The organism is Pantoea sp. 1B4, assembly GCF_016925765.1.
GTDB lineage: Bacteria > Pseudomonadota > Gammaproteobacteria > Enterobacterales > Enterobacteriaceae > Pantoea > Pantoea agglomerans.
Map to the genome: position 1 here is coordinate 19,638 of NZ_JAEUWZ010000004.1, position 23,570 is coordinate 43,207.

General features: G+C 53.5%; 18 protein-coding genes and 6 pseudogenes. 12 read left to right on the top strand and 12 right to left on the bottom strand.

The features are described from left to right. Positions 1 to 311: 311 nt before the first annotated feature. The 6 genes and pseudogenes from JNO11_RS20725 to JNO11_RS20760 all read left to right on the top strand — a co-directional run. Positions 312 to 1,668: pseudogene (locus JNO11_RS20725) on the top strand (methyl-accepting chemotaxis protein); the annotation flags it as partial. A gap of 642 nt (positions 1,669 to 2,310) precedes the next feature. Then, positions 2,311 to 2,551, top strand: a pseudogene (locus tag JNO11_RS20730) (transcriptional regulator). 470 nt (positions 2,552 to 3,021) lie between these two features. After that, positions 3,022 to 5,204: pseudogene (locus JNO11_RS24880) on the top strand (EAL domain-containing protein). 508 nt (positions 5,205 to 5,712) lie between these two features. Next, positions 5,713 to 5,922 carry a hypothetical protein gene (locus tag JNO11_RS20750; RefSeq protein ID WP_158150097.1) on the top strand — a complete coding sequence of 70 codons (210 nt, stop codon included), beginning with the start codon at positions 5,713 to 5,715 and terminating at the stop codon, positions 5,920 to 5,922. 975 nt (positions 5,923 to 6,897) lie between these two features. After that, positions 6,898 to 8,145 carry a DUF2254 domain-containing protein gene (locus tag JNO11_RS20755; protein ID WP_325177797.1) on the top strand — a complete coding sequence of 416 codons (1,248 nt, stop codon included), beginning with the start codon at positions 6,898 to 6,900 and terminating at the stop codon, positions 8,143 to 8,145. A 110-nt stretch (positions 8,146 to 8,255) separates the two neighbouring features. Continuing rightward, entirely contained in the window at positions 8,256 to 8,429 is a 174-nt protein-coding gene (locus JNO11_RS20760; protein ID WP_158150096.1) for a hypothetical protein, read from the top strand. Between the two features lie 763 nt (positions 8,430 to 9,192). Here JNO11_RS20760 and JNO11_RS20765 read toward each other — a convergent pair. From JNO11_RS20765 to umuD, 3 genes and pseudogenes are all read right to left on the bottom strand, one after another. Further along, positions 9,193 to 10,856, bottom strand: a pseudogene (locus tag JNO11_RS20765) (methyl-accepting chemotaxis protein). Between the two features lie 954 nt (positions 10,857 to 11,810). Further along, positions 11,811 to 12,038: pseudogene (locus tag JNO11_RS20775) on the bottom strand (DNA polymerase V subunit UmuC); the annotation flags it as partial. An 8-nt stretch (positions 12,039 to 12,046) separates the two neighbouring features. Continuing rightward, complete coding sequence (gene umuD, locus JNO11_RS20780; protein WP_325177800.1) at positions 12,047 to 12,496, bottom strand: translesion error-prone DNA polymerase V autoproteolytic subunit; 450 nt, start codon at positions 12,494 to 12,496, stop codon at positions 12,047 to 12,049. 395 nt (positions 12,497 to 12,891) lie between these two features. Between umuD and JNO11_RS20785 the strand changes: the two genes are divergently transcribed. The 5 genes from JNO11_RS20785 to JNO11_RS20805 are packed head-to-tail and all read left to right on the top strand — an operon-like array spanning position 12,892 to position 16,579. Then, positions 12,892 to 13,191, top strand: coding sequence for a hypothetical protein (locus tag JNO11_RS20785; protein ID WP_325177801.1), 300 nt, complete (start codon positions 12,892 to 12,894; stop codon positions 13,189 to 13,191). Continuing rightward, complete coding sequence (locus JNO11_RS20790; protein ID WP_325177802.1) at positions 13,151 to 13,945, top strand: hypothetical protein; 795 nt, start codon at positions 13,151 to 13,153, stop codon at positions 13,943 to 13,945. The genes JNO11_RS20785 and JNO11_RS20790 overlap by 41 nt, the downstream gene beginning before the upstream one ends. A gap of 57 nt (positions 13,946 to 14,002) precedes the next feature. Further along, positions 14,003 to 14,905: a hypothetical protein gene (locus JNO11_RS20795; RefSeq protein ID WP_325177803.1), complete on the top strand. Its 903-nt coding sequence runs from the start codon at positions 14,003 to 14,005 to the stop codon at positions 14,903 to 14,905. Next, positions 14,902 to 15,699, top strand: a complete 798-nt coding sequence (locus JNO11_RS20800; protein ID WP_325177804.1) for a hypothetical protein — start codon at positions 14,902 to 14,904, stop codon at positions 15,697 to 15,699. The genes JNO11_RS20795 and JNO11_RS20800 overlap by 4 nt, the downstream gene beginning before the upstream one ends. Continuing rightward, positions 15,662 to 16,579, top strand: coding sequence for a hypothetical protein (locus JNO11_RS20805; protein ID WP_325177805.1), 918 nt, complete (start codon positions 15,662 to 15,664; stop codon positions 16,577 to 16,579). The genes JNO11_RS20800 and JNO11_RS20805 overlap by 38 nt, the downstream gene beginning before the upstream one ends. A 207-nt stretch (positions 16,580 to 16,786) precedes the next feature. On the opposite strand, the gene JNO11_RS20810 is transcribed toward JNO11_RS20805, so the two are convergent. Next, a complete protein-coding gene (locus JNO11_RS20810; RefSeq protein WP_325177806.1) occupies positions 16,787 to 17,074 on the bottom strand; it encodes a hypothetical protein in 288 nt (95 codons plus the stop codon). 485 nt (positions 17,075 to 17,559) lie between these two features. On the opposite strand from JNO11_RS20810, the gene JNO11_RS20815 reads away from it, so the two are divergent. Next, on the top strand, positions 17,560 to 18,498 hold the full coding sequence (locus tag JNO11_RS20815; protein WP_325177807.1) for an IS110 family transposase: 939 nt from the start codon (positions 17,560 to 17,562) through the stop codon (positions 18,496 to 18,498). Between the two features lie 155 nt (positions 18,499 to 18,653). Here JNO11_RS20815 and JNO11_RS20820 read toward each other — a convergent pair whose 3' ends face one another. From JNO11_RS20820 to JNO11_RS20855, 8 genes and pseudogenes are all read right to left on the bottom strand, one after another. Continuing rightward, on the bottom strand, positions 18,654 to 19,214 hold the full coding sequence (locus JNO11_RS20820) for a histidine phosphatase family protein (RefSeq protein ID WP_013360175.1): 561 nt from the start codon (positions 19,212 to 19,214) through the stop codon (positions 18,654 to 18,656). A gap of 3 nt (positions 19,215 to 19,217) precedes the next feature. Further along, the gene (locus JNO11_RS20825) at positions 19,218 to 19,625 is read right to left on the bottom strand and encodes a CbtA family protein (protein ID WP_325177808.1); all 408 of its coding nucleotides are present in this window, start codon (positions 19,623 to 19,625) and stop codon (positions 19,218 to 19,220) included. Continuing rightward, positions 19,573 to 19,968: a CbtA family protein gene (locus tag JNO11_RS20830; RefSeq protein WP_325177809.1), complete on the bottom strand. Its 396-nt coding sequence runs from the start codon at positions 19,966 to 19,968 to the stop codon at positions 19,573 to 19,575. Before JNO11_RS20830 ends, JNO11_RS20825 begins: the two co-directional genes overlap by 53 nt. A 25-nt stretch (positions 19,969 to 19,993) precedes the next feature. Further along, complete coding sequence (locus JNO11_RS20835) at positions 19,994 to 20,203, bottom strand: CbtB-domain containing protein (RefSeq protein ID WP_013360173.1); 210 nt, start codon at positions 20,201 to 20,203, stop codon at positions 19,994 to 19,996. A gap of 30 nt (positions 20,204 to 20,233) precedes the next feature. After that, complete coding sequence (locus tag JNO11_RS20840; RefSeq protein ID WP_013360172.1) at positions 20,234 to 20,668, bottom strand: nitrile hydratase accessory protein; 435 nt, start codon at positions 20,666 to 20,668, stop codon at positions 20,234 to 20,236. Then, positions 20,665 to 21,324: a nitrile hydratase subunit beta gene (gene nthB, locus JNO11_RS20845; protein WP_325177810.1), complete on the bottom strand. Its 660-nt coding sequence runs from the start codon at positions 21,322 to 21,324 to the stop codon at positions 20,665 to 20,667. Before nthB ends, JNO11_RS20840 begins: the two co-directional genes overlap by 4 nt. Continuing rightward, entirely contained in the window at positions 21,321 to 21,968 is a 648-nt protein-coding gene (nthA, locus tag JNO11_RS20850) for a nitrile hydratase subunit alpha (protein WP_013360170.1), read from the bottom strand. The genes nthB and nthA overlap by 4 nt, the downstream gene beginning before the upstream one ends. Positions 21,969 to 22,018: 50 nt before the next feature. Further along, positions 22,019 to 23,534 (bottom strand): annotated as a pseudogene (locus JNO11_RS20855) (amidase). Positions 23,535 to 23,570: the final 36 nt, after the last annotated feature.

Consider the following 23,570-nt stretch of genomic DNA (forward strand, 5'->3'; position numbering starts at 1 on the left):
TCCGGTGCGAAATAAGAAAGGAAAAATGTACAATAACGGGCCGACACGAAAGGAAATAACTGCAACAGGAAGAAGCTATTAAAGTTATAATATATCCGGCATTCTAGGTACCATCAGGTCCGGTGTCATCAATTATTTTGTTTAGCAAATTATATACTGCATCACGATTCTTTTCTCTTATCGTCAAAACATATTTTTTTCTGATTATTCCTGCCACAATTCTTCTTAATAAACGCAGCGCGTAATTAATTACGCGCAAAAATAAAAAACTAAAAATTATTTAATAACAATCTGACACCAGGGAAAGCCTTATGCAGTTACTCAGACACCTGACCATCCGCCGCGTGGTGCTGTGGATAATGATCCTCTCACTGGCCGTGGTGGCGCTTGCCGGTGGCTATGGCGCACTGACGCTGCGCGAGATGTACCGCCATGCCGACCGCGCCGACACGCTGACGCAGCAGCTGACCTTTCTGACGCGCGCGGGCCTCGTCATGCAGGACGGCAGCGCAGCGGATAAAACGGCGCTGCTGACCGCCGTTCCGGCTGATCCGTCATGGGACGCGTACCGCGCAACGCTGTCGGCACCGGCAGGTTATCAGGCCGCGGCACGCGAACGCCTTAGTGCCCTGACGCAGCAGCTGGCCGCAGACGATGCGCCAGTGCTGGCCGAACGCCACCGTCTTGAGGTGATTCTTTTTTACCGCCCTGCTGGCCGCCACTGCGCTGCTGGCATTCTGTGACCGCTACCTCGTGGTACATCTCGTCCGCCCTGTTGCTAAAATCCGTGCGCACCTGAAGACTATTGCGGATGGCGACCTCACCCGTGAGCCGGAAGACCTCGGCCGCAACTGCGTCGGGCAGATGGTACCGCTGGTCAGGGAGATGCAGCACAGCCTGCTCGATGCGGTAAAATCGATCCGCGACAACGCGGTCATACTGCACCGCGAGGCCGGCGACATTGCCAGCGGTAACGCAGATCTGTCCGACCGGACCGCCACCCAGGCTGCCGCACTGGAGCAGACTGCGGCCAGCATGGAAGAGATTACCGCCACCGTCAGCCACAACGCCGCTAACGCCCGTGAGGCAAGGGAGCTGGCGGTACAGACCGCGGAAACCACGCGCCGCAGCGAGCATCTGGTTCGCGCAGTGGTTGATGCCATGGGCGGAATAGCAGAGGGGTCTGAAAAAATTCGTCAGTTCACCACAACGATAAGCGGGATTGCCTTCCAGACCAATATTCTGGCGCTGAATGCCGCGGTCGAGGCTGCCCGTGCCGGTGAACAGGGCAGGGGTTTTGCCGTCGTGGCCGCCGAAGTGCGTTCGCTGGCGCAGCGGAGTGCGATCGCCTCAAAAGAGATTGAAGAACTGATCGCCGATACCGTGGCACGCGTCAGCGCCGGCCGCCAGGCAGCGGACAATGCAGGCACTACCATGGATGAGGTACTGCATGGCGTCAGCGGGGTCAGCGAACTGATCGGCCAGATAGCGCTCGCCTCCGGGGAGCAGAGCAAAGGGATCGCACAGGTCACGCTGGCTGTGGCGGAGCTTGACCGTGTTACCCAGCAGAATGCCACACTGGTACAGGCGGTGTCCGCTACGGCGGGCAGCCTGAGCGGACAGACTACCGCTCTGAGAGGGGCAATCACCCGCTTTACGCTGCCGGCGGCGGACGATAACGTTATGACTGTCGCAACGGGGCTGCAGCGTCATATCAGTCCCCCCGGTGACCACGTCAACAGAAGGTGGCTGGGTGGCGTTCGGTCATCAGTAACACCCGTATACGGCGGCAGGCTCTCATCCTGCCACGCGCTCGCGGCCGGTGTCCGTACCCGCCTCACGCCCGCCCGGGATCTGGCTAGCCCGGGTTGTGCGCAGCGACATCGTCCGCAAAGTTATCGGCTCCTGTTATCGGATGACTGCATCACTGACGTTGTCGGCCATCAGACACTGAATATTATCCTCTTTATACCGGTATGAGCAGTATTACCCATGTCCGTTTATTTAAAGTTTTTCCTGGCATGACGACTCATCAGACAGGATATAGCGGAATAACTTCGTCGGCAGCATTGCGGAAACAAGGAGAACCCCCCTGGAGTCCGCAGGAAATAAGGTTTTCACAGAAAAACGAATAACTCAGACGTAACCTGAATTAACGCATACCGCCTGCGGTAACTCAGTAAATGGCCGGGCCGCTGGCATTGCATTACGGAAGAAAAGTTAAGACAATGTAATGACTGTACTGTCATTCTCTGCGTTATCTTCACTCTGCCAGCCTTGCCTGGCCCGCACCTGTAAAGGGAGTATACTCTGGGAAATCAGCCTGTGAAGCGCCCTGTTGTTGGCTTTTCCGACGTCCGTGAACTCCGGCTGGCCGCAGGCCTGTCGCAGGAAGCTGCAGCTGAACGCTTTGAGCTCAGCCTGCGCGTGTGGCAGACCAAAGAGGCAGCAAAAAACCCCGCCCCCCCTGAGCCAGGGAGAGTATGAAATGTTGCTTCTGCTGGCCGGGAGACATCCTCATTATGCGCTTGTACCGAAAACGAAAAAATAGTTCTCCCTGGCTGGCAGCACCTGAATTTAACGCGTTACCGGCCAGGATGAGGACATGAGTCAGAAATATTTCTATGCGGTGCGGTGCGGCCATCCCGCAATCGGAGAGGTTCACTGTAAGGGCTGCACCGAACTGGCTCGGGCCGGCGGGAGGAAGTTTATGGGCACTTTCCACACCCTCACACATGCGCTTCAGTCAGCGCGGCTGCAATATCCCGACTGTGTTATCTGCCAGCTGTGCGCCTTACAGCAGCGGTGACCTGCCGCCCGACGGCGTCCGGAACAGCAATGCTGTGATGTCCCGGTTGTCCGGCATGACATCTCTCCCGTCACCGGGAGGCCGCTCGCGGATCCGTTTTCAGACTACGGGCCGCAGGGATTTCTGCGGACTGGTCTGATTGAACCCGTCTCCTTTTTGCTGTGTCATGCCTGCCACAGTTCTTACACTCAAGGGGACAGATTCTGAAACGCATGACCACAGATCATGAGATCGCCCGCCTGGCCGCACTGGCGGAGTACCAGCGGGCGGATGCGCTTTCGGAAAACGTGCTTGACCGGCTCACCACGCTTGCCGCACGTCTTTTTCGGGTGCCCACCGCCTTTGTTTCTCTGATTGATGACCAGCGGCAGATTTTCACGTCACGCTACGGGCTCAGCATATCCGGTACCGCCCGTCGCATGTCCTTCTGCGATCATACGCTGGCACAGGGGGGAGTTGCTTTGCGTATCTGACGCCCTGAATGACCCGCGCTTTCGCCACAGTCCGCTGGTTCAGGGATATCCGCATATCCGCTTCTATGCGGGGATCCCGCTGACGACGCCGGATGGCCATATTATCGGCACCGTATGCCTGACCGATACGGCCCCGCGTCCGCCACTCACGGAGGCCGACCGGCAGCATCTTACCGACATCGCTGCGCTGGTTATGGACAGGATGGAGGTTCACCGGCTGGATCAGCTGCGCCATGCCAGCCAGCAGCGGCTGGAGTCCATTTCTGCCACCTCGCCGGACGCCATTATCTGTACCGACCTGCGCCGTGGCATCACTTTCTGGAACCCGGCCGCCACCGCCATGTTTGGCTACGGGCCGGAGGAGATGGCGGGCCAGTACGTCGCAGGACTTATTGCTGACCGCTGTCAGACCGATTACCGCAATGAGCTGGACCGTCTCACCGGCGAAGATACGGCGATTTCCCTGCCGCGCACGATGCAGACATGGGGGGCGACGGCGCGACGGCCAGGAATTTCCGGCCGAAGTCTCGTTCTCGGACTGGCGTGAAGGCGACACCCGCCTGGTGGGAATGATCGTCCGCGACGTTACTGCACGGCATGAGAGCGAGGCACGCCTGTGCGAGCTGGCCTCTCTGGACATGCTGACCCGGCTGGCCAGCCGCGGCGCGTTTATGCAGCAGCTGACTCAGCTGACTGAGGCCGGCGTGTCCTGCATGCTGCTCATGATGGATCTGGATGGCTTCAAGGAAGTTAATGATACGCTCGGCCACGCTGCCGGCGATGCACTGCTGTGTCATGTGGCTGAGCAGATCCGGCGGGTATGTACTGATGCCATAATTGCTGCCCGGCTGGGCGGTGACGAGTTTATCATCCTGCTGCCTGGCGGGCATGATGATGCCGGCTCAACGGCAGAGCGTCTTATCGCGGCCGTGCAGACGCCTTTCCGTTATCACGGTTCGCGCGTCGTGGCTGGTGCCAGCACCGGCATTGCCTCCTGTCCGGAACACGGTAAGGATCCGTCCACGCTAATGTCGGCGGCTGACCTGGCGCTTTACCGGGCCAAAGCCTCGGGTAAAGGCCGCAGCGTCCATTTCCGGCCAGCATTTCGCGAGGCAGAGCAGCAGCGCCGCCGCTTTGAGCACGAGCTGGAAACCGCCGTAAGGCAGCAGCAGTTCCTTCTGCACTATCAGCCGCGCTATGACGCCAGCAGCGGCCGCATCGTGGGCTGCGAGGCGCTGTTGCGCTGGCAGCATCCCGTACAGGGCCTGCTGCTGCCGGCCGGGTTTACCGATATGCTGGTAAAGAGTCCGCTTTCGGTCGTACTGGGCAACTGGATTGTCCGGACTGCCCTGGCGCAGGTACGTCAGTGGCAGGGCAGCTGTCCGCAGCTTCGGGTCAGCATCAACCTGTTCCCGCGCCAGCTGGCCTGCAGCAGTCTTGAAAACGTGCTGCGCGAGTCTGCAGGCGGTGATGCAGCTTTTGTTGAGCTGGAGGTGGATGAACCGCTGCTGGCGGAGCTGGTTCAGGACAGGCCGGCACAGTTAAAGGCAATAAGGCGTACGGGCGCCCGGTTTGTTATCGACCATTACGGACGAACGCTGGGCGCCATCAGCCTGCTGCAGCACGGCTTCGTCAGCGGTTTCAAAATTGACAAGTCCCTGACTCTTCAGCTGGGTAACAGTATGCGCATTCGGATGATGTTCCGTGCTATCGCAGCCCTGGGAAAAAGCCTCGGACTCAGCGTATCGGCAGAAGGAGTTGAAGATACGGCACAGCAGGTATTCGTGACGACCGCCCGTTGTGATGTTATGCAGGGTAACGGGCTGTGCCGGCCACTCACTCCGGAGGCTTTTGAGGCACTGCTGATGTCGGATGACGACAGCTTCACGCGCAGGCAGCCCGCCCCCAGATGGCGCAGGTAACTGACCATTCCTGTAGCCGATCAGGCTGCAGAATTATCCGCCTGACTGATGACGGCAATGAACGACGTGACCGGGAAACTGTACACTAATCAGTTCATAAGCTCCCGGTTATGAACTGGCTGAGGCCAGCCGCTGCAGGCGGAGTAACGTTTTGGCGCACTTTGCCATTCGATGAGTTTATTCTGGTGGAGGCTGCCCTGATGTCACCGTCTGTCACCCAGTTTAATCTACTTTCAGTAAGCGCCGTATGAACAGACAGTATTTTCAGTGAGGAGGTGATATAAAGCGGGCCGGTTCACACATTTGTAAGATAATTAAGCCGGTAACGTATTTTACCAGGGCAGGCGACGTGTTAAGTGACTAATCTGAAATCACTTTCCCCCTGACGAACTGTGTTACTACGCCTTCTGCCTGAATCCACACTGACCGGGGTGATTCAGCCTGGGATGGTATTACTCATGCCGGGCACTGGCCACAGGACGTTCTGTAACGTTAATGGAGAAAAATTTTGGATGATGTAGATCAGGCACAGGAACGCGAAGAAGCGCACCTGACTGCCTCACTGTCCGCGCGTAAGCCGCGACTGGTAAGCCCCAATGGTAAATGTATATGGTGCAAAGATGAGGCTGTTGTGGCTGACACAGCGTTCTGCTCAGCAGAGTGTGATGAGGATTACCACAAATATCAGCGTGAACGGCGTCAGCGGGCTGGTGACTGACCGTACTGCCCTTCGTAAATCAGGTCTGAGCTTTACCACTGCCCGGGCACAACCTGGTGTCCTTCAGTAGCAGACAGCGTTATCAGCAGGGGCCGATTAAGATAACAGCGGGCTCTGGGTGACAGGTGAGTGGTACCGGCTGAAAAACACAGCATCCTGGCATCGGTATCATGCAGTTTTTTATGTCGCTGGTCTTTTCAGTCAGCATGCCATGCCGGCTAAAGTTTTCACGCGGCTGGCCGATGGATCAGAGGAGCATAAATTGCTCAATAAACGCTTCTCTATTGAATGCTCTGTTGTAATTAGCCCGTGTAAAGCGGGCTTTTTTTCGCCATAAAAAAAGGGCGCGGGGCAGTCTTACCACTTACACCGATCATCTCATAACACTCCTCTTCTCTGTAACATGCGGCGAGGGAGTAAGCGCCCCCCGCTACTGGCTGATATGTTACAGACCAAAAGAAGGGTGTCTGCCTCACAGCAGAGCGAAGCCAGTCAGGAGTCTGAAACCACCACCGCGATTCGTACCGGCTGCCAGCCTCCGAATCGGGTATTCTTCCTCCTGCCGCTTGGCTCAATCTCTGATACTCACCTACCCTGACTGAACCCACCCCGTAACCTGCTCAGACAGGAGCGGCTGAGTCATTGCCCGGTCGCCGGGCTTTTTTTATGCTGTTTCAGAACCGATGGTACGACTGTTTCTGCATGACATAACCACGCAAAAATATTGCTGACAGTGTCAGCGAAAACGCCGGACAGACACCTTACAGAAGTTATGAGAACAGCTGATGGATGACAGAAAAATGATATCTGTTGAATATTCTGACAGGTTCGTGCAGAAAATTCCTTACTGATATCCTTTTGCATCGTCTGCAGCAATGCATCGGCGAAGTGCCGGCGCTCTGCTTTGTGTCAGCCGGATTAAGCAGAAGGTGATCACAGCCGGCAAACTTATTTAAACTCATTACAGCAGGCAACATGATGTCTAAAACGCAATGGCTTATTCACCGGCTGACCCGGCAGCTCTGGTTTCGCAGCTCATTATTCGCGGTGCTGGCCATTATTACTGCACTGGTCGCTATCGCTGTTAAACCCTTCATACCGGCTTCGGTTTCCGGCATCGTGGGCAGTGACGCGGTGGACAAAATTCTGGCCATTCTCGCCTCAAGCATGCTGGCCGTTACCACCTTTTCTCTCAACATCATGGTCTCTGCCTATAACTCTGCCAGCAGCAGCGTCACACCACGTGCGACCGTCCTGCTGCTTGAGGATGGTACGACACAGAATGTGCTTGCAACCTTTATCGGCTCCTTTCTTTACAGCCTGGTGGGCATTATCGCCCTCGGCATGGGAGCCTATGGCACACAGGGCCGCGTTGTTCTGTTTTTTGTTACCCTTGCAGTCATTGCCATGATTGTTATTACCCTCCTGCGCTGGATACAGCATCTGGCACAGTTTGGTCGCATGTCTGACACATCGCGTCGCGTTGAGGAAGCCACAACGGCGGCGCTTCACAGCCGCCTCCAGGAACCCAGTCTTGGCTGCTCCGCATGGGACGGTATCCTGCCGGAGGCGGCCTTCAAGCAGGGCGTTTTTCCGCTGGAGACGGGCTATCTGCAGCATCTGGATCTGAAGCATCTTTCCGATTTCGCAGAAGAAAGTGGCAGTAACCTTTACCTTGCTGCGCAACCGGGCAGTTTTGTTCACTGTGGTGCCGCACTGCTCTGGTGTAATAAGCCGCTTTCTGATGATGAACATCAGATACTGCGCAATGCCTTTACGCTGGGTGAACAGCGTTCCTTTGAGCAGGATCCCCGCTTTGGCCTGTGTGTACTGTCCGAAATCGCCTCACGCGCTTTATCTCCGGCCGTAAACGATCCCGGCACTGCCATTGATATTATAGGGCGGGCTGTCAGATTGTTCAGCCAGCCCGTTACAGCAGACTCAGTTACAGCGCGTTATCCGCATCTCTTTATGATGCCTGCGCAAATCGGCGATATGTTCGACGATATATTTACAGGCATTGCGCGCGATGGTGCCGCACTGGTTGAGGTACAACTGCGTCTGCAGAAAGCGCTGCATGCGCTGGCCATAATCGCGCCTCATGATTATGCCGCAGATGCGCAGCGCCACGCGCGTCTCGCACTGGTACGTGCAAATTTTGCAATGACCTGTGAAGCGGATAAGTCTGCTGTGGAGCATGCCTCGCACTGGCAGAGCAGATGAAGCCAGCACCGGCCAGGCTGTTGCACCGTTAATCATCCGGCAGCCTGCCGTTTTTACTGCTCCATACTGATTGTTACATTTTGTCTTCATCCGCTCCTGGCAGGATACCTGTGTCTTCATCAGAAACTGAAAACCGGCACAAACCAGACCACATCAACCCGCCAGTATTTTTCATCTCTGCTGAGCTTATTTTTGTACTTGTTACCTTTTCTGCATTTTTTCCGGAACAGGCTGATGTGCCGGCTGATGCTCTGCAAAGCGCGCTGTCTGCTAATGCCAGCTGATTTTAACGCCCGTTTTCAGGGCAAAAAAAACCGCTATAAGGCGGTACAAAGAGGAATACTGTGACTCTTGCTTTTATCGCGGTCAGCCGGAGCTGCCGGCCGGTCTTAATCATAAAAAAAGATCGCCACAATAACAAGCGTAAGCGGGAAGAAAAGCTTACTGTGCCCGGGGCTGTCTGCCACCATGGCTGAGCATGAGCACTGAAGTCCCGGGATTTTATCCGTAAAAACCAGCCATCTTTAGCGAGCGGATCAATCAACTCCTGCAGTTCACTGCAAACGTGCCGGCTTCTGCAGGGAACGGCACGTTTACAGCATGAAAGGAAAATGCGGCTATACAGGCCAGCATCCCCGCAGGCGAAAAAAGGCTTCTCCGGGGCAGGAGAAGCCAGAACCTCAACAGTTACGGTCACTTATCGTTTTATATCGCCCAGGGAGGCGTACGATAATTATCGGCATGCGCCGCGCTGGCATGAGGCCGGGTGGCACAATTTTTTTCATACCCTCCTGTACGCTGTATTTTCCATAACCGTGTAGTCTGCATCAGGTCTCATGAGGGAGACAGCGACGGTACCACGGACTGGCTGGTCAGGTCCCGCCGCTTCATCCATGATCTGGCGTGCGTTGCCGGCGAACTGCATTAAAGCGTAGCCAGAAATTATTCAGGCACACCAGGAGAAACAGGCACTGTAACATGACTATGTTACAGTGCCTGGTGGACGCTGCCGCTCTGTCTCTCAATCAATTAAGCCTGACGCCTGCTTCAGAAGCTCTGCCAGTTGTCATCCCCCCGTCGCCGCAACAGGCGGAGCAGAGCGTAATGAGGCTGCCGTCCGTACCGGACGGACTGCGTCAGCGCGCGAAGCAGGTGCCTGGTCAGAAGCGGAAACCAGCGTAAAGGTACTGACCAGCCGGTTCAGCGATGCCGCCTGCTCCATCAGTGAACAGGACGCTGCTGAGGCCTCTTCAACCAGTGCGGCGTTCTGCTGCGTTACGTCATCCATCTGATTTACTGCCAGATGGACCTGCTCTATCCCCTTAGACTGTTCACTGGCGGCGACGGAAATCTCGTCTACAAGGTCAGTGACCTGCCGCACGGCATCGTTCATGCGGGACATATTCTCGCCCACGCCCTCGGCCTGGGCCGCTCCGGCTTCCACGAAGCCTGTTGATGATTCAATCAGTTCCTTGATTTCCCGGGCGGATGAAGACGAACGTTGCGCGAGATTGCGCACTTCCCCGGCTACCACCGCAAAGCCACGCCCCTGCTCCCCGGCGCGGGCGGCCTCTACAGCGGCGTTCAGGGCCAGAATGTTGGTCTGAAACGCAATCCCTTCAATAAGCGCGATAATATCCGTGATTTTTGCAGAGCTTCCCCTGATATCACCCATGGTGCCCAGCAGCGTGCGTACCCGGCCGGCACTGTCCTCTGAAATATCCCGGGCGTTCTTTGCCAGCTGGCTGGCGAGAGCCGTGTTCTCTGCCGTCTGACGAACCGTTTCGCTGAGTTCAGACATACTTGCGGCCGTCTGCTCCAGTGAAGCCGCCTGCTCTTCCGTACGGGATGAGAGGTCATCATTACCGGCAGATATCTGCGCTGAGGCAGAGCTGACCGACTGTGCAGAGGCCTCCACTTTCGACAGCGAAGCCGAGACGTTTTCAATCAGCTGGTTAAACGCTTTCGCGGTCAGGCCGATTTCATCCCGCCGCGACTCGTCCACTCTGAGGGTCAGGTCAAGCCGCCCGCTGGCAGTTTCCATGGTCTGGCGCATCCCGTTAAGCTGGCGCCGGATGGCGAAAACGGTTTTCAGCGCAAAGAAAGCCAGGACTGAGATAACCAGTGCCGAGCCGCCCAGCAGGCCCCAGAGTGTCATCCGGTAAGTCCGGTCATTTTCCTGACGCAGGGCCTTACCGATGTCCACGTTCAGCTGGAGCTGTTTCCTGTACCCTGCAATCAGCTGTCGGGCCGCTTCGCCAATACCTTCATTGCTCTGAAGTGCCCCCCAGTGAAACGGCGTCATTCTGCGCGCGTGAACCGGCAAGGAATGCCGGCAGCGAGGATTCTATCTGTTTGATGGTGGAGAAGGCCGCTTCGGTCATCTGCCGGTCCTGCTCGTCCGATACGTCGTTGTTCAGATAGTGCTGGTTCAGTGATTTGATATTACCGATAGTTTCATCAATTTTCTTTTCGACTTCGGCCTGCCGCCGGGGCTCTGTCGCGCTCTGATGCCGGTAGAGCCAGATAATGAGAGAATTACTGCCGTCTGTCATCTTTCCCAGGTCCAGAAGGGAAGCAACGGTGTTTTCCTGCACATACTGAAAGCGGGACTGAAAACCGCCGGCTACCATGACGGCCACGATGACCATCGCGACCAGCGCAGCGGAGAGAAGTGAAAAGGTGAGCAGCAATCGCTGTGTGATCGTCATCTGTTACTCCTGCCATTGTAAGTGGCTGATAATTTATAAAATCTGAAATAATGAAAACTTTCAGCATCTATATCGGCAGAAATGCAGGAAACGTTATTTTAAATAGGGGATATCAGTGTGATGAGGTGAAAAAAGGGCGATCAGTATCCGGTGTAAGTGGACAGCATACGCTTCGCTTATTACATCTGCTTAACCGTGTAATCTGAACATACAATTCCTTCCCCGGACCGGTAACCCGGCAGGTAACAGAATACCGCAGGCCACAGTGCAACTGTTGTTTCGGGGAAAAAATGTTACGCCAGATAACTCTCACAGCCTTGCATCGCAACCACGCCTGAATTATGCCCGTAAAAAAAACCCGCCATCTTTAGCGGGCTGAACAATAAAAAATCGTTCACATTTTACGGCAAACGCGCCAGCCTCAGCAGGGAAGCGGCACATTTTAATGATGAATCAGATATCCGTTTAAGCAAGTCATCCTGTATCACGGGTTGAAAAATATCTCCCCCCATGGCGGCCCGATACGCGCAGTATTACGTACCGTTGTATATCCCTGGTGAAGGATGTAACAAGTATCAGCCGGATTCATACATGTGCAAGCGAAACCGGCATTATTTCTGCTTACATGTGCAGTACCGTACTTTTGATACAGCTATTCTCTTGCAGGCATTATGAGTACTCCATTGCCATTTTCATAACCCGGAGCCGGTTTCCGGCTGGCCGGACAGCAGCATAATCCGGGGTTGTGAATGGCCTTCCGGTCAGTACCGGCGGTCCTCATTCTGCGGGCAGCACACGACAACTTCCAGTGCGCAGCGCAGGATATCAAGTCTGACGTGCTTTCTATCTCAGCTATAAGGGCCAGAATTATGTCCTTTTGCAGTACCCGTCCGCCCCGCGCTTTCAGACGTTGCAAAATGGTGCTAATGATGTTGCATTCCACTTAACTTACTAGAGCCCGTAATTTGAGCTAAACACATAAATCTTCTCAGGATATCTTTCATTTTTTATCTGAAACCACGGGGCGCCCATTTTGATGCCCAGCGCTTTGGCACCCGCTGAACGGGCGATGACGCAGCCATCGTTGTTCGAAAGGACGACGACGGGTTTTCCCCGCAAATCAGGTCTGAACAGGGCCTCACAGGACGCATAAAAGCTGTTGACGTCAGCGAGACCAAACATCGGCATAGTTACCTCCGGCGCGCCTCGGTATTGTGGAAGAACCAGGTAACCACGCCCAGCAGGTGCAGCTCCTCGGGGTAAATCACCGGATAAGCCAAATTCATCGGGCGCAGGGCTATTTTTGGGTGGAGCTGCAGGCGCTTTACGGTGAACTCGCCGCCGACCTCCGCGATGACGATGTCACCGTGCGTGGCTTCCTTCGCGCGGTCGACGACCATCACGTCGCCGTCGTACAGTCCCAGGTCCTCCATACTGCTGCCGCTGGCGCGCACAAAAAACGTGGCGGCCCGGTAGGTGATGCAAAGCTCGTTCAGGTCCAGCTCGGCCTCGACGTAATCGGTGGCAGGGGAGGGGAAGCCGGCCGCGCAGCGTTCAACAAACAGCGGGATGCGCATGACGGGGCGGATATCGGCAGGCCTGAATATCGTCAGCCCGCCCCGGGAGGATGTTGTTTTCATGGTATCGCTCTTCGGACTGTATAGCCTGAAGCCGGTGCCGCAGTGAATGAATCTGGCATGGTTAATTTCCTCCCTAAATAATGCTGTATATAAAAACAGTGTTATTGAGCCGGAGGCACATGGCAAGAGGAACGAAACGGCGCTGGGGTGAGGAGGTGCTTATCTTACTGAGCAGACTAATGTTTTTTTGTCGGGCAGTTTCAGTCGGGGAAGCGCGTAAGCAGTCGTTGCTGACCTGAGTGAAATGACGCTTCCTCGACACGGCTGTTCGTTCCTCGCTCCGCTGCGGTACGCCTCAGCCGTGTTCTGCGGCGAGCGTTACTGGCTCTTATATGAAGAAACTAGATTTAGTGCTTTGTGATAAAATTTGAGTTTGAATGTGAGGAAATCGACTTATGCGATTAAATGAATTAGGAAGTTTCAGTTTTCCTGAGTTGGCTGCCTGGCCTCAGCCCCGCCATGGAAGTAAATACTGGCACATGTACATTTTAAAACTTCGAGAAGATGAAACTCTCCACTGGTACCAACGATTTATTGAAAAAGATAGCAATAAAAATCACATTTTTGCGGATATGTATGATAGCTATGCTTCCGCGATAGAAGCAGCAGATAAGCTCAATAACGAATTTTTATCAAATATTGATTTACTCCCACTTGAAGAATTTAAAAAAAGCATCTTTACGTTTAAAAGTTGAAAAGGCACTGACGGCAAAGACGCGATTAACGAATGAAGAGCAACTTATGTTAGAGGAAGGCATAAAAAAGAATGCTCAAGTGCCCCGTTTAAAACAGGAAGAGTTAATCATAAAGCCTGAGATAACTAACAGTGAATTAAAGTCTTTGATTTTTAATGTTCTCAATGAGATGCCTTATCTTCACTTCATTCACATATCAAGATATCACTGTACTCTCCTCCTTAAGGAAGATGGTTCCTGGGCCCATGAGCAGTGCAGTACATCTAAAGCCGAGAAGTTTTTTTATCGTGAATGTATTGCCAGAGGTTTTGGGCTGTCTGGCTTTGAACACTGGGGTAAAACAAAATCAGCTATCCGTGCCATGCTCTTGCCAAGAGCTAACGAGCTTTTGCAACTTGCCAGCGTTAAGAGAATGCTTTCAGAAGCCCTCTCAAAAGGTCAAAAGGTTCTTTTAGTTGATGGATTCGTGTTCTGGTTTGAGGATCATAATCAGGTTGGATGGACAGTTAAGGAAGCCAGTGACAGTGGAGCTGGTGCAAAGGGGAATACTTTATGGAAAGAAGGAACTATTATTTCAAAAAATCATGGTCGAATAGTAGTCCTGCCTTACATCAAAGAGAATGGTGATTACGTACAGGGGCATACTAAAAGTGCGCCCAATGACGGTAAGGCTTTACCCCGCCATCGTGATGAATATGTAAAATTACCTTTTGAAGTCTTAAATGGTGATGTGATGAGGGGGGCTTTTTGGTGAACTCTATTATGAATAATCAATTTATCTCTACTACCTCAATGCTCAACAAAAAATTATATGACTGATAAAAACTTTCATGAAATCTATAACCAGCTTTCTGCATCACAAACCAGCGGCGCTGATTGCTATTCCGTTATTGAGGAGCTGACCCGGCTGTGCCTCGAAACAATTAGTAAATCATCCGTACAAGAATGTCTGGCGGCTGCAGATGCTTGTTTTAGTGAAATTTGTCATTCAGAACGCCTTTTCACTTTAGCCATGACCCGCTGGATTACCGTGGATGAATGTCTCGGCCTGGCTGAAAAACTGGAGAATGAGGAAAGCAACAAACACTTTCAGGCAAAAAGCCCCGTGGCTTATGATTTGTCTTCTACTGATGAATCGCGTTCTATGCTCGCAGCATGTCGGCTTTGTGTGCTTCATGCTTCTCCAGCGGTATCTCTTGGCTGGACATTGAGCTTGGCAACATCCTTCCCTACAAGTACTAACGCACTCAAAACATCCCGCATACTCCTTCTGCATCACATGGAGGATTATCCGTTGACTACGTTACGGCTTCTTTCCAGTCCCGGTTCCCCGTTCGCCTCAGTTCAACTGACGCAAGATGCGCTCAGGCAACTTGAGGAACAACAAAGCAATTTGAACGCACTGCCGAAATTACGTGAATTTTCGATGCCTCCTGAAATGCGCCTGATTTATGCCAGCCTGAAACGTAGTGAGAACCGTGATATTCAACGGCACGCGGATGAAAAATCGATTATGAGCATGTTTTTTACTAAGCACTTTTTCAAGTACGCTAACAAAACCGCTATAGAGTTCCACGCCGGGGATGATGTCAGGGAAACTTCTCTTGAAATGACGTCATTTCAGGTTGAAGCAGAGCTACCCGTAACCTGGCTTACTGATCCGATTTCAGCTGATTTTGCCAGGATACGACTGTGGAAGGGAGATCTGCAATGAGCATCCAGTTGGTTCTCTCCCATTATCTGGCGGGCCTACGCGAACGTAATGAATTAGATGCGCTTCTCCCTGAACTGCTAAAAGCTATGGGGCACTCTGTACTCAGCCGACCACAGATAGGCCCGGCCCAGGCTGGTGTGGATGTGTTATCGACCAGAATAAATGCAGATGGTATTACTGAAGTTTATGTATTCATTATCAAATTTGGAGACTTGGGTCGTACCGACTTTTATGGAGGCCAGCAGTCTATCGATCCTTCTGTGCGAGAAGCATGCACCGACTTCCTCAGAAATCGTCTGCCGGCACACCTAAAGCGTTTGCCCAAAAATATTATTCTCGTATCCAATGGTGTGCTGTTACAGGAAGCACAGGCCGGCTTTTCAGCGCTGACTGAAGACGTCTCTGAACGGCCGCTCTGCAGACTTGAATTCTGGGGAAGCGATCAACTCACCCCTTTGATTGAGCATTTTTTGTTTGATGAAACATTACTCCTCGCTAAGGGCAAGTCCGATTTACGTGCTGCCATTGCGGGTATCGAAGAGTCAGACGCAGCTATAGGCCGTTTCATTTGCTTTATCGACGCCTGTTTTGAATATTCCGACAAGGAAATGAAGCAAAGTGAGCTAACGCGTAAGAAAAAGTTTTTAAGACGCTGCGCAGCGGCTTCTATGGGATGGGCGGTACTGCTGGTCTGGGGCAAAAGTGAGGGAAACCTGAAACCCGGCGCAGTAACGGGGGGAATACTTGATACTGCGCATGTGGGCCGAAGCGGTAAAACTTCAGTGGGATTCTGACCGCGCGTTTATTAACCGATTTGAAACCATGGTAGACCTGCATACGCAGTATTTGGTGGATTATTTTGAGAAGGTGATGCCTGCTCTGGAGACACCACGAGCAGTCCTCTCTTACCGACCGGACCGGATTTTCTATCTGGAGCTTCTGTTCGAGGAACTTGGCCGTCTGGCCACTTTATTGCTGCTACTTCAAAGAAAACCTGGGCAGGATGAGCTTCGAAAACGTTTACGCATGGCTGCTGTTTACCTCATCAACCAACATAAGGGCGCACGGCTTCCTGTTTATGATGGTCACACTATTGACCTCACTTTACTCTTCCGTGCCCTCATGGGAGAGTCGGATTGGGACAATACCCAAGCTCTTACCAGAGAGTGTGTGAACCGGCTTATCCATGCATTAAGAACGGACAGATACTTGCCTGTAGACACCGATGTTCTGGAGGATGCCGTCTCGCTCGACAGAGGGCAAGCCAAAAGCCGGGATTACTTCCAGACTTCAACGCTGGTACCTGCGTTGGCTACCGTAGCAGCCTTACTGAATGACGAAGAAACTCTTGAGCTCTTGCGTAATGACGTGCTGCCTTTGATGAAGGGCGTAACGCTTGAGCGTTGGTATCCTTCTTCGTCTCTTGAAACACTCACCGGATCATTGATTGGAGTCCAAAGTGTTGGAATATCCAAGGCACTGTCCGGTATCAGACTTTCTTCTAAGGAAGAGGCTGAGGCATCAATCAAAACCGTGGAAAATACTCCGTCACCCTCAGATTTCAGATGGGCAGCTCAGTGGCATGTTCTGATCGCACTGTCAGCACGACTACACCGACATCCCTTACCAACATGGTTTATTGCCGAATGCAGGCGACCGGAAAGCTTAGATTGACAGCCTTGCACCAATAAAACGAACTGCAGGTTGCCAGCTGTAGATCTTTCTTGAATATAACAACAGCGTGTGCATAAAAATGAGGCCAGAGATCAGGAGCGAGAACTCCTACAACAGAAGGTTATTTAGCTCAAAAAGTTGACAGAAATGAAGTGTGACAAAGGCTTTTTTTGAAATCAAGAAGCCGCCATCAGGCGGCTTTTATTACTATCCATCGCTGTCATTAAGGCCGAGTTTATGCAGCGACTGCATTGCTTTTCCACACTCAGATGACCCACTGCGAAGACCATCGGAAAGTGCAGGTTTGAGTGAGTTAACAGCTGTAACGTAGCCCTGTGCTGAACCATCGTTAAACCCCTGCATATAATAAGCCGTGGTTGCCTGGCTAAGTACTTGTTCAAAATGCTGATTCTGCTGTGCCAGCATTGCATTGAATGTTGCAATCATCATCTTGTTATTTGCCGCTAAGATCTGCTGAAATTCTTCTGTCGTCATTTCTCTGTCTCCTCCTGTGTTGGCGGAAAATTTACCGCCCTAAATCCCTTCTACCGAAAATATGAACATATGCAACTTAATTAGCATGTCTTTACGTAGGCCCAAAAATCATGGGGCTTCACTTGTCCTAAAGTCTTTATTGGCGAATGTTTTACCAGTTATCCCCTTCAGAAACCCATGAGTATGTCGCTCCGCTCCGCTTTTTTTGCCGCTTCCCGTCCGCTGGCCGGAAACCGGCAGGGATAAAGTGCCGTGCCCTCACGGTAGCCGGGCCGCTTCGCCTGCAAGGGAAGCTTCGCCGTCCTGCTTGTATGTTGGGGGGTGTCAGATTAAACTGGCAATAAGGATGCTGCTGCACGACCGGCCTGCTGGGTTTCAAAGCCCGAGGGTGAGCTGAACAGCGCAGCATTTTTTTCAGCACCAGCCCGAACAACTGCCTGGGCGGTTAATTCCAGCCCGAATTTTGCAAGACCGGGAGAACTGAAATGAACATGAAAGTCATTGTGGGTGTAGATATAGCCAAGAATAGCTTTGACGTATGTGTAAGTGGATGTACTGGCACCTATCACTTTGAAAATTCTGCCAAAGGTTTTGAGGCGTTGCTGGATTTAGTCAGCAGCAACGAAATCAGCTTATTCGTGGTTGAAGCAACAGGTAACTATCACAGAGCGCTTATAGAATTACTTGAATTGCGTGGTTTCAAGGTTGCTGTCGTTAATCCGCGCCTGATAAAGAACTTCAGTCGTGCGTTGGGGTATCGGTCAAAAACTGACGTACAGGATGCCAGACTAATCTGTGAATACGGTATGCGTATGGATCCGCCGTGTAGAGAGAAGCCTGATAAGGAACTGTTGAAGCTTAAAGCAATGGTTAGTCGCCGGCGTCAGCTCGTCGCTAATCGCACAATGGAGACGAACCGTTTTGAAGCACAAACAGAGCAGGAAATTAAGACTGATATTCGTCGCCACATTCAGTGGCTGGCCTCAGAAATAAAGCGTATCGACGAAGTCCTCGCTGGAAGGATCGGGAAGATTCCCGTATTGAAAGAGAAAGTGGAACTACTTAAAGAGGTTAAAGGAGTAGGGCCGGTTGTGATGGCGGCATTACTTACCCAAGTGCCTGAACTTGGAACGCTTGATCGCCGTAAGATAAGTGCTCTTATCGGACTTTGTCCTTACTCCAGGGATAGTGGGAATTTCAGTGGACACCGGACGATTTGGGGTGGCCGTTCTGATATCCGTTCAATGTTGTATATGGCTGTACTTTCGGCTGTGCGCTATAACCCGGAAATCAAGGCTTTTTATGAAAACCTGACAGCAAGAGGCAAAGTATTCAAAGTTGCCATGACGGCATGTATGCGTAAGTTGATAACCATCATAAATGCGATAATCCGGGATGGTGAGAAAAAAATAACGATGATGTAATCCCGAAACCAGTCCCTTCGCCATTGACAAGATAATATCATGCACGCCTGAACAAGTCAGACCGCCATGCCTGGTATCAGACGATGTGGCCAGACATTTTAGCCGCACAATCCGTCATAATTTGTTCCATCAGTAGAAATAACATTATGTAGAAACTATAATTTTTCACCTAACGTGCAGATATTCCAGCGGCTTCCGGTACTTGTGATAATTGTTCTGCTCATTGGCGCAACATCGATCCGCTGGAATGCACTCAATGGCGCATCCAGCAGACCCGTTATGATTGCGCAAATAACCGCTGCCGATGCAATCGTGCAGTGGTGCCCCTGCACACCCGCATTTCGTGAAAGCCATTCACTTGTACGGGATATAATCGCAGCTATACTCTCGCCACCCGGTGGTGCGTCACACGACAGCCAGCGATGAAATGCTTCACTGTTATCCTTCATAACCTGTTTTATGGGCAGGCCCGCCCATTGACCATAGTCAGGCTCAGCCAGCTGAGTAACAACCTCGCCCCTCAGCCTCAATGCGGCTGCAGTCTGTAGGACTGCAACCTCCGGAGCGAGCCATATTTTACTCCCGGCTCTGATATCTACCTTCATCTTGCTCAGGGCTGCAATTGCTTTCTCACTGAGCTCGTCATTCGCCGGAAAACGCGTGTGGCGGTTTGCCAGGGTTTCTCCCTGGCAGATAAGGTGCATCACCGCGCTCACGCTTCAGTCGCCTGCAGACGCAAAACGAAGCCTGACTTTGTTCAGGCTCTTTTCTGTCAGCCAGCCAAACAGAAGTCCGGTTGTACACCACATGGCCAGTTGCGTGCCGAAAGCACTTAACCGGAAGCGCCAGAGAACGTCTGCAGAGAAGCCTTCGGGTATTTCATTCACCGCCGGCATCAGCAGACAGGCCACAATCAGCATCGTGAGGCCAGCCAGGATACCCCAGAGCGCTGCATTCCAGTTGCCCATATGTGTCCGGAGCTGGTGCGCACCCCAGGCTGCCGTAACAACAATCGCGGCTGAAACCAGCAGCATGATGAAGTAAAGCATCGTCCTGTAACCAATCGTAGCTGCATCACCCACCGCCGGCGGATTGGGCGGATATTTCAGCCCCGGCATCAGGCTCATAAACAGAAATCCCCCCCAGTGACAGTATCAGCGCAAGCGCTCTTGCGCTGGATGGGCCGGTACGCTGCCAGCATAGCGACCATGCCAGCGCCAGTGCTCCACCCATTGCGGCGCTGAACAATATCATCCCGCTCAGCAGGCCCGCTCCGGACTGTGTACCGCGGGTGAAAACCTCGCCTTCGTCATCATGATTATGATGATGTTCACTTTCACTGCTGGCATGCTTTACGCTGAGCGTTTCTTCAAAGGCTATGGCTTTGTCAACCTGCGGCTCACCCAGAAAATGGGCAAAACCAAAGGCAACGATACCCGCCAGCATTCCGGCGAACATTCCGTTCAACAACAGCTTTCCGGTCATGCGTCAGTCCTCAGTGGCAGGGAAATCCCAGCAGATGCCGGGCATCATGGAAATACTCATGGATCTGATTGCCGGAGAAGACGGCGGTTGCCCCCTGCTCAGCACCGATAAAATAAACCGACAGAAGCACCATCAGCGTGATAAATGTAGCCCAGGGCAGGATTGCGTTAAGGGGAATCGGCGCGTGCTCTGAACGAATATTTTCAACAATGTGTTCCATAATTTGTCCTCTTCTCTGGCTGCAAAATCTTCAGGAATCAATCTGTGACGTTCCCGGGCTTATAGCCACGGGGACACGGTGCACCGGGTGGTGGTGAACATGCTCAGGCGGGCAGCTTGCCCTGACGAGCGTCACCGGCATGCCATGGGGAGTGTTAAGATATGCCTGACGCCATTCATCTGTCCGGCAGCTTATCTCTGCCTCATCGGCCATCTGCAGTGACATCAGCATCTTTTCCGTTGCGGCCACCCACTGGCGGTAATAGGCATCATTGACACTTTCATGCGCCAGTGCCGGGTGCGCTTTAATTTCTGCACTGAACACGTCGACCCAGGCCTTCCAGCTGAACAGTCCTGCCTTGTGCAGGCAGACGACCAGGGAAAAGACCTGCGCCTGCCATGGGTGCTCAAACGGTGCGCTGCATGCTTCCGGTTCACTCATCATTACCGATGTGAATGTACTCATAACGCCTCCAGATAATCGTCCCACAGGTCAATGCGCACCGTGTCCTTTGCCGGCGCGTTTTCTCCCCACAACTCTGTGGCGTCGAAGCTGACGCTGTAGACGTGTTGCGGATGATCGCCAAGGCCATGTGCCACGGTGTCCGGGGTAATAAATACGCCGTGGTCAATGACAATTGTGCCGGTTTTTCCGCGTACATAGCGCGGCAGGCGGGTGTGGCCGACTGGATTGATGTTTTTTGCCCTTACGCGGTCGCCCGCCCTGAAGCTAGCGGGAATGTCTGTCTCAACGCGGGCTGATGCTCCTGTCATGATGACGGCCTGCACCATTTCCTGGCGTAATACGGGGATGTCAGCAGAGACTTCTCCCGGCTGCTGAATGCCGGCCAGCTCTTCCGGGGTTATCACCCCCTTTTCAAGCAGCAGCGTTTCGAAAGCGTGCATCCAGTGTTCGTAATAGCTTTCTTCAAGGTAGTGCACCGGGTTCATGCGCTCAATGGCATGCCGGAACATATCGACGTTAAAGTGGCCGCCGACAAACAGGGAGGCAAATAATGAAAAGGTGCGTCGCTCCCATTCGTGATGAAAAGGCGGTTCATTTTCTTCAGTAATGACGGCACCCATGCCGTGCATGCCGCCCAGATCGTGTATTCCGTTCATCGCACATCCTCCGGAATGTCTTTCAGGGCATCGGGTTGCAGGGCAACACCGGTGCCTATCATGGCATCGCGCGTCACCAGCTTAGCGAGCTGATCTTCACTCCAGCCCGCGGTGCCGGCCGGTCTCTCTGGCAGCACGAGATAGCGCAGTTCGGCGCTGCTGTCCCATACCCTTATTTCCTTTTCCTCGCTGATGTTCAGGCCAAACTCAGCCAGAACATTTCGCGGCTCAATAACGATACGCGAGCGGTAAGGCGCTGACTTGTACCAGGCCGGGGGCAGGCCAAGCGTCGGCCAGGGATAGCAGGAGCACAGCGTACAGACAGTCACGTTATGAACATCCGGCGTGTTCTCAACCACCATCATGTCCTCGCCCTGTACGCCGGAAAACCCCAGCTCGGCAATGGCCGCGGAGCCGTGTTCAAGCAGACGGGCTTTATAATCGGGGTCGCTCCAGGCTTTCGCCACCACGCGGGCGCCGTTTCGCGGCCCGATGCGGTGTTCGTAGGTGTCGATGAGTTCATCCAGCGCAACAGGGTCAACCAGTCCTTTTTCCGTCAGTAGTGACTCCAGCGCTTTCACCCGCAGCGCAATCTCTGCCGGGGGCTCGGTGTGGTTGTGCTCATGTTCATGGTCATGTGCCATCGTTCTTCTCCGGGTGTTGGTAAACGGTGTCGGACATTGCGGCCCGGTTATTACATCTGCTTCCAGTCGCCGCTTGCCTCAAACGCGGCGGCAGCCTGATAAATCGTGCTTTCATCATAGTGACGGCCTACCAGCATCATGCCAACGGGCAGTCCCCCCTGCCAGCCCGCAAGGGACAGACATAGCCGGATGGCCGGTCACATCAAGGGCCGCAGTATTGCCGATCATCTCAAACGCCCTGGAGATATATTCCGTTACCGAACAGTCAGATGATGGCAGGGGTGGGGCCGTTACCGGCACGGTAGGCATGACCAGAAGATCGAAGTCACTCAGGGCACGGTCATAATCTGCGCGTGCGCGGCGTGCCAGGTTCTGGGCTTTGGCGTAATAGCGGCCGTTGTAGCGCGTGAGGCCGTACTGGCCGATGAGCATACAGATTTTGAGAGAGGGGGAGAGCGAGTCTGCGTTCGCACGCCATCCGGCATGTTTATCGAGCAAAGCAACATCATAGAGGCCCTCCCAGTTAAACCCCATACCGTTGCCGTGCATCATCTGCATCGTCAGGCCCTCGCAGCCAATGGGTGACCACAGCGCGGCGGCAAGCGCATGCCCAGGCACCGACACCTCGCCTGCCTGTGCGCCGAGGCTTATCAGGAGGTCAATAGCTGCCCGGACTTTCTCCGCGACCGCAGGCTGAAGGTTAGGTAGCCCAAAGCCCTCCGTCACTATCCCTATTTTCATTCCACTGACCCCTTTCTCCAGCGCGGCGGTATAGTTCCCGCTGCGCGGGCTGTACTGTCGCGGGTCCAGACCGTCAGGACCTGCCATGACTTCCAGCATCAGAGCGTTGTCACGCACGCTGGCGGTGATCGGACCGGCATGGTCGATAGTGGCCTCAATGGGCATAATGCCGGTGTAAGGCACCAGCCCGTGGGTGGGTTTCATTCCGTAGGTGCCGCAGAATGCGGAGGGAATACGGATAGAACCGCCCTGATCGCAGCCGACAGCCATATCAACCTCACCCGCGGCAACCAGCGCGGCGCTGCCCGAAGAGGAGCCCCCGGCACTGTGCCCCTGACGCCAGGGGTTATGGACAGGCGCCGGATCGGAGGTATGACTGCCGCCGGAAAGGCAGAAATGTTCACAGGTGGCCTTACCCAGTATGGTTGCGCCGGCGTCCAGCAGGCGGGTTACCACGGTCGCATCAAAGACGGGCACATGCCCCTCCAGCGAGGCGGCCCCGTTCATCATCGGCACGCCGGCCAGGGCGACGTTGTCCTTCAGCGCCACGGTTTTTCCTTTCAGCCTGCCATCGGGTGCCCCTGGTACCTCACTTTTGTAATACCAGGCGTTCAGCGGGTTTTCATCTCCTGCCGGGCGGTGGCCTTTTTCGCGCGGGTACTCAACCGGCGGAATTTCGTCCGTTAAACCCTCTATCAGGTCATAGGCATCGAGGTTAGGCTGCATCAGGGAAAGATATTCAGCGGCTTCACTCTCTGAAAGAGTCAGATGAAGCTGGCGGGCGAGTTGCTGTAACTGGGTGGCATCCGGGCGTTCAATGGCCATTCTCTGTTCCTCATGTAAATATCTAAGACTGATTTC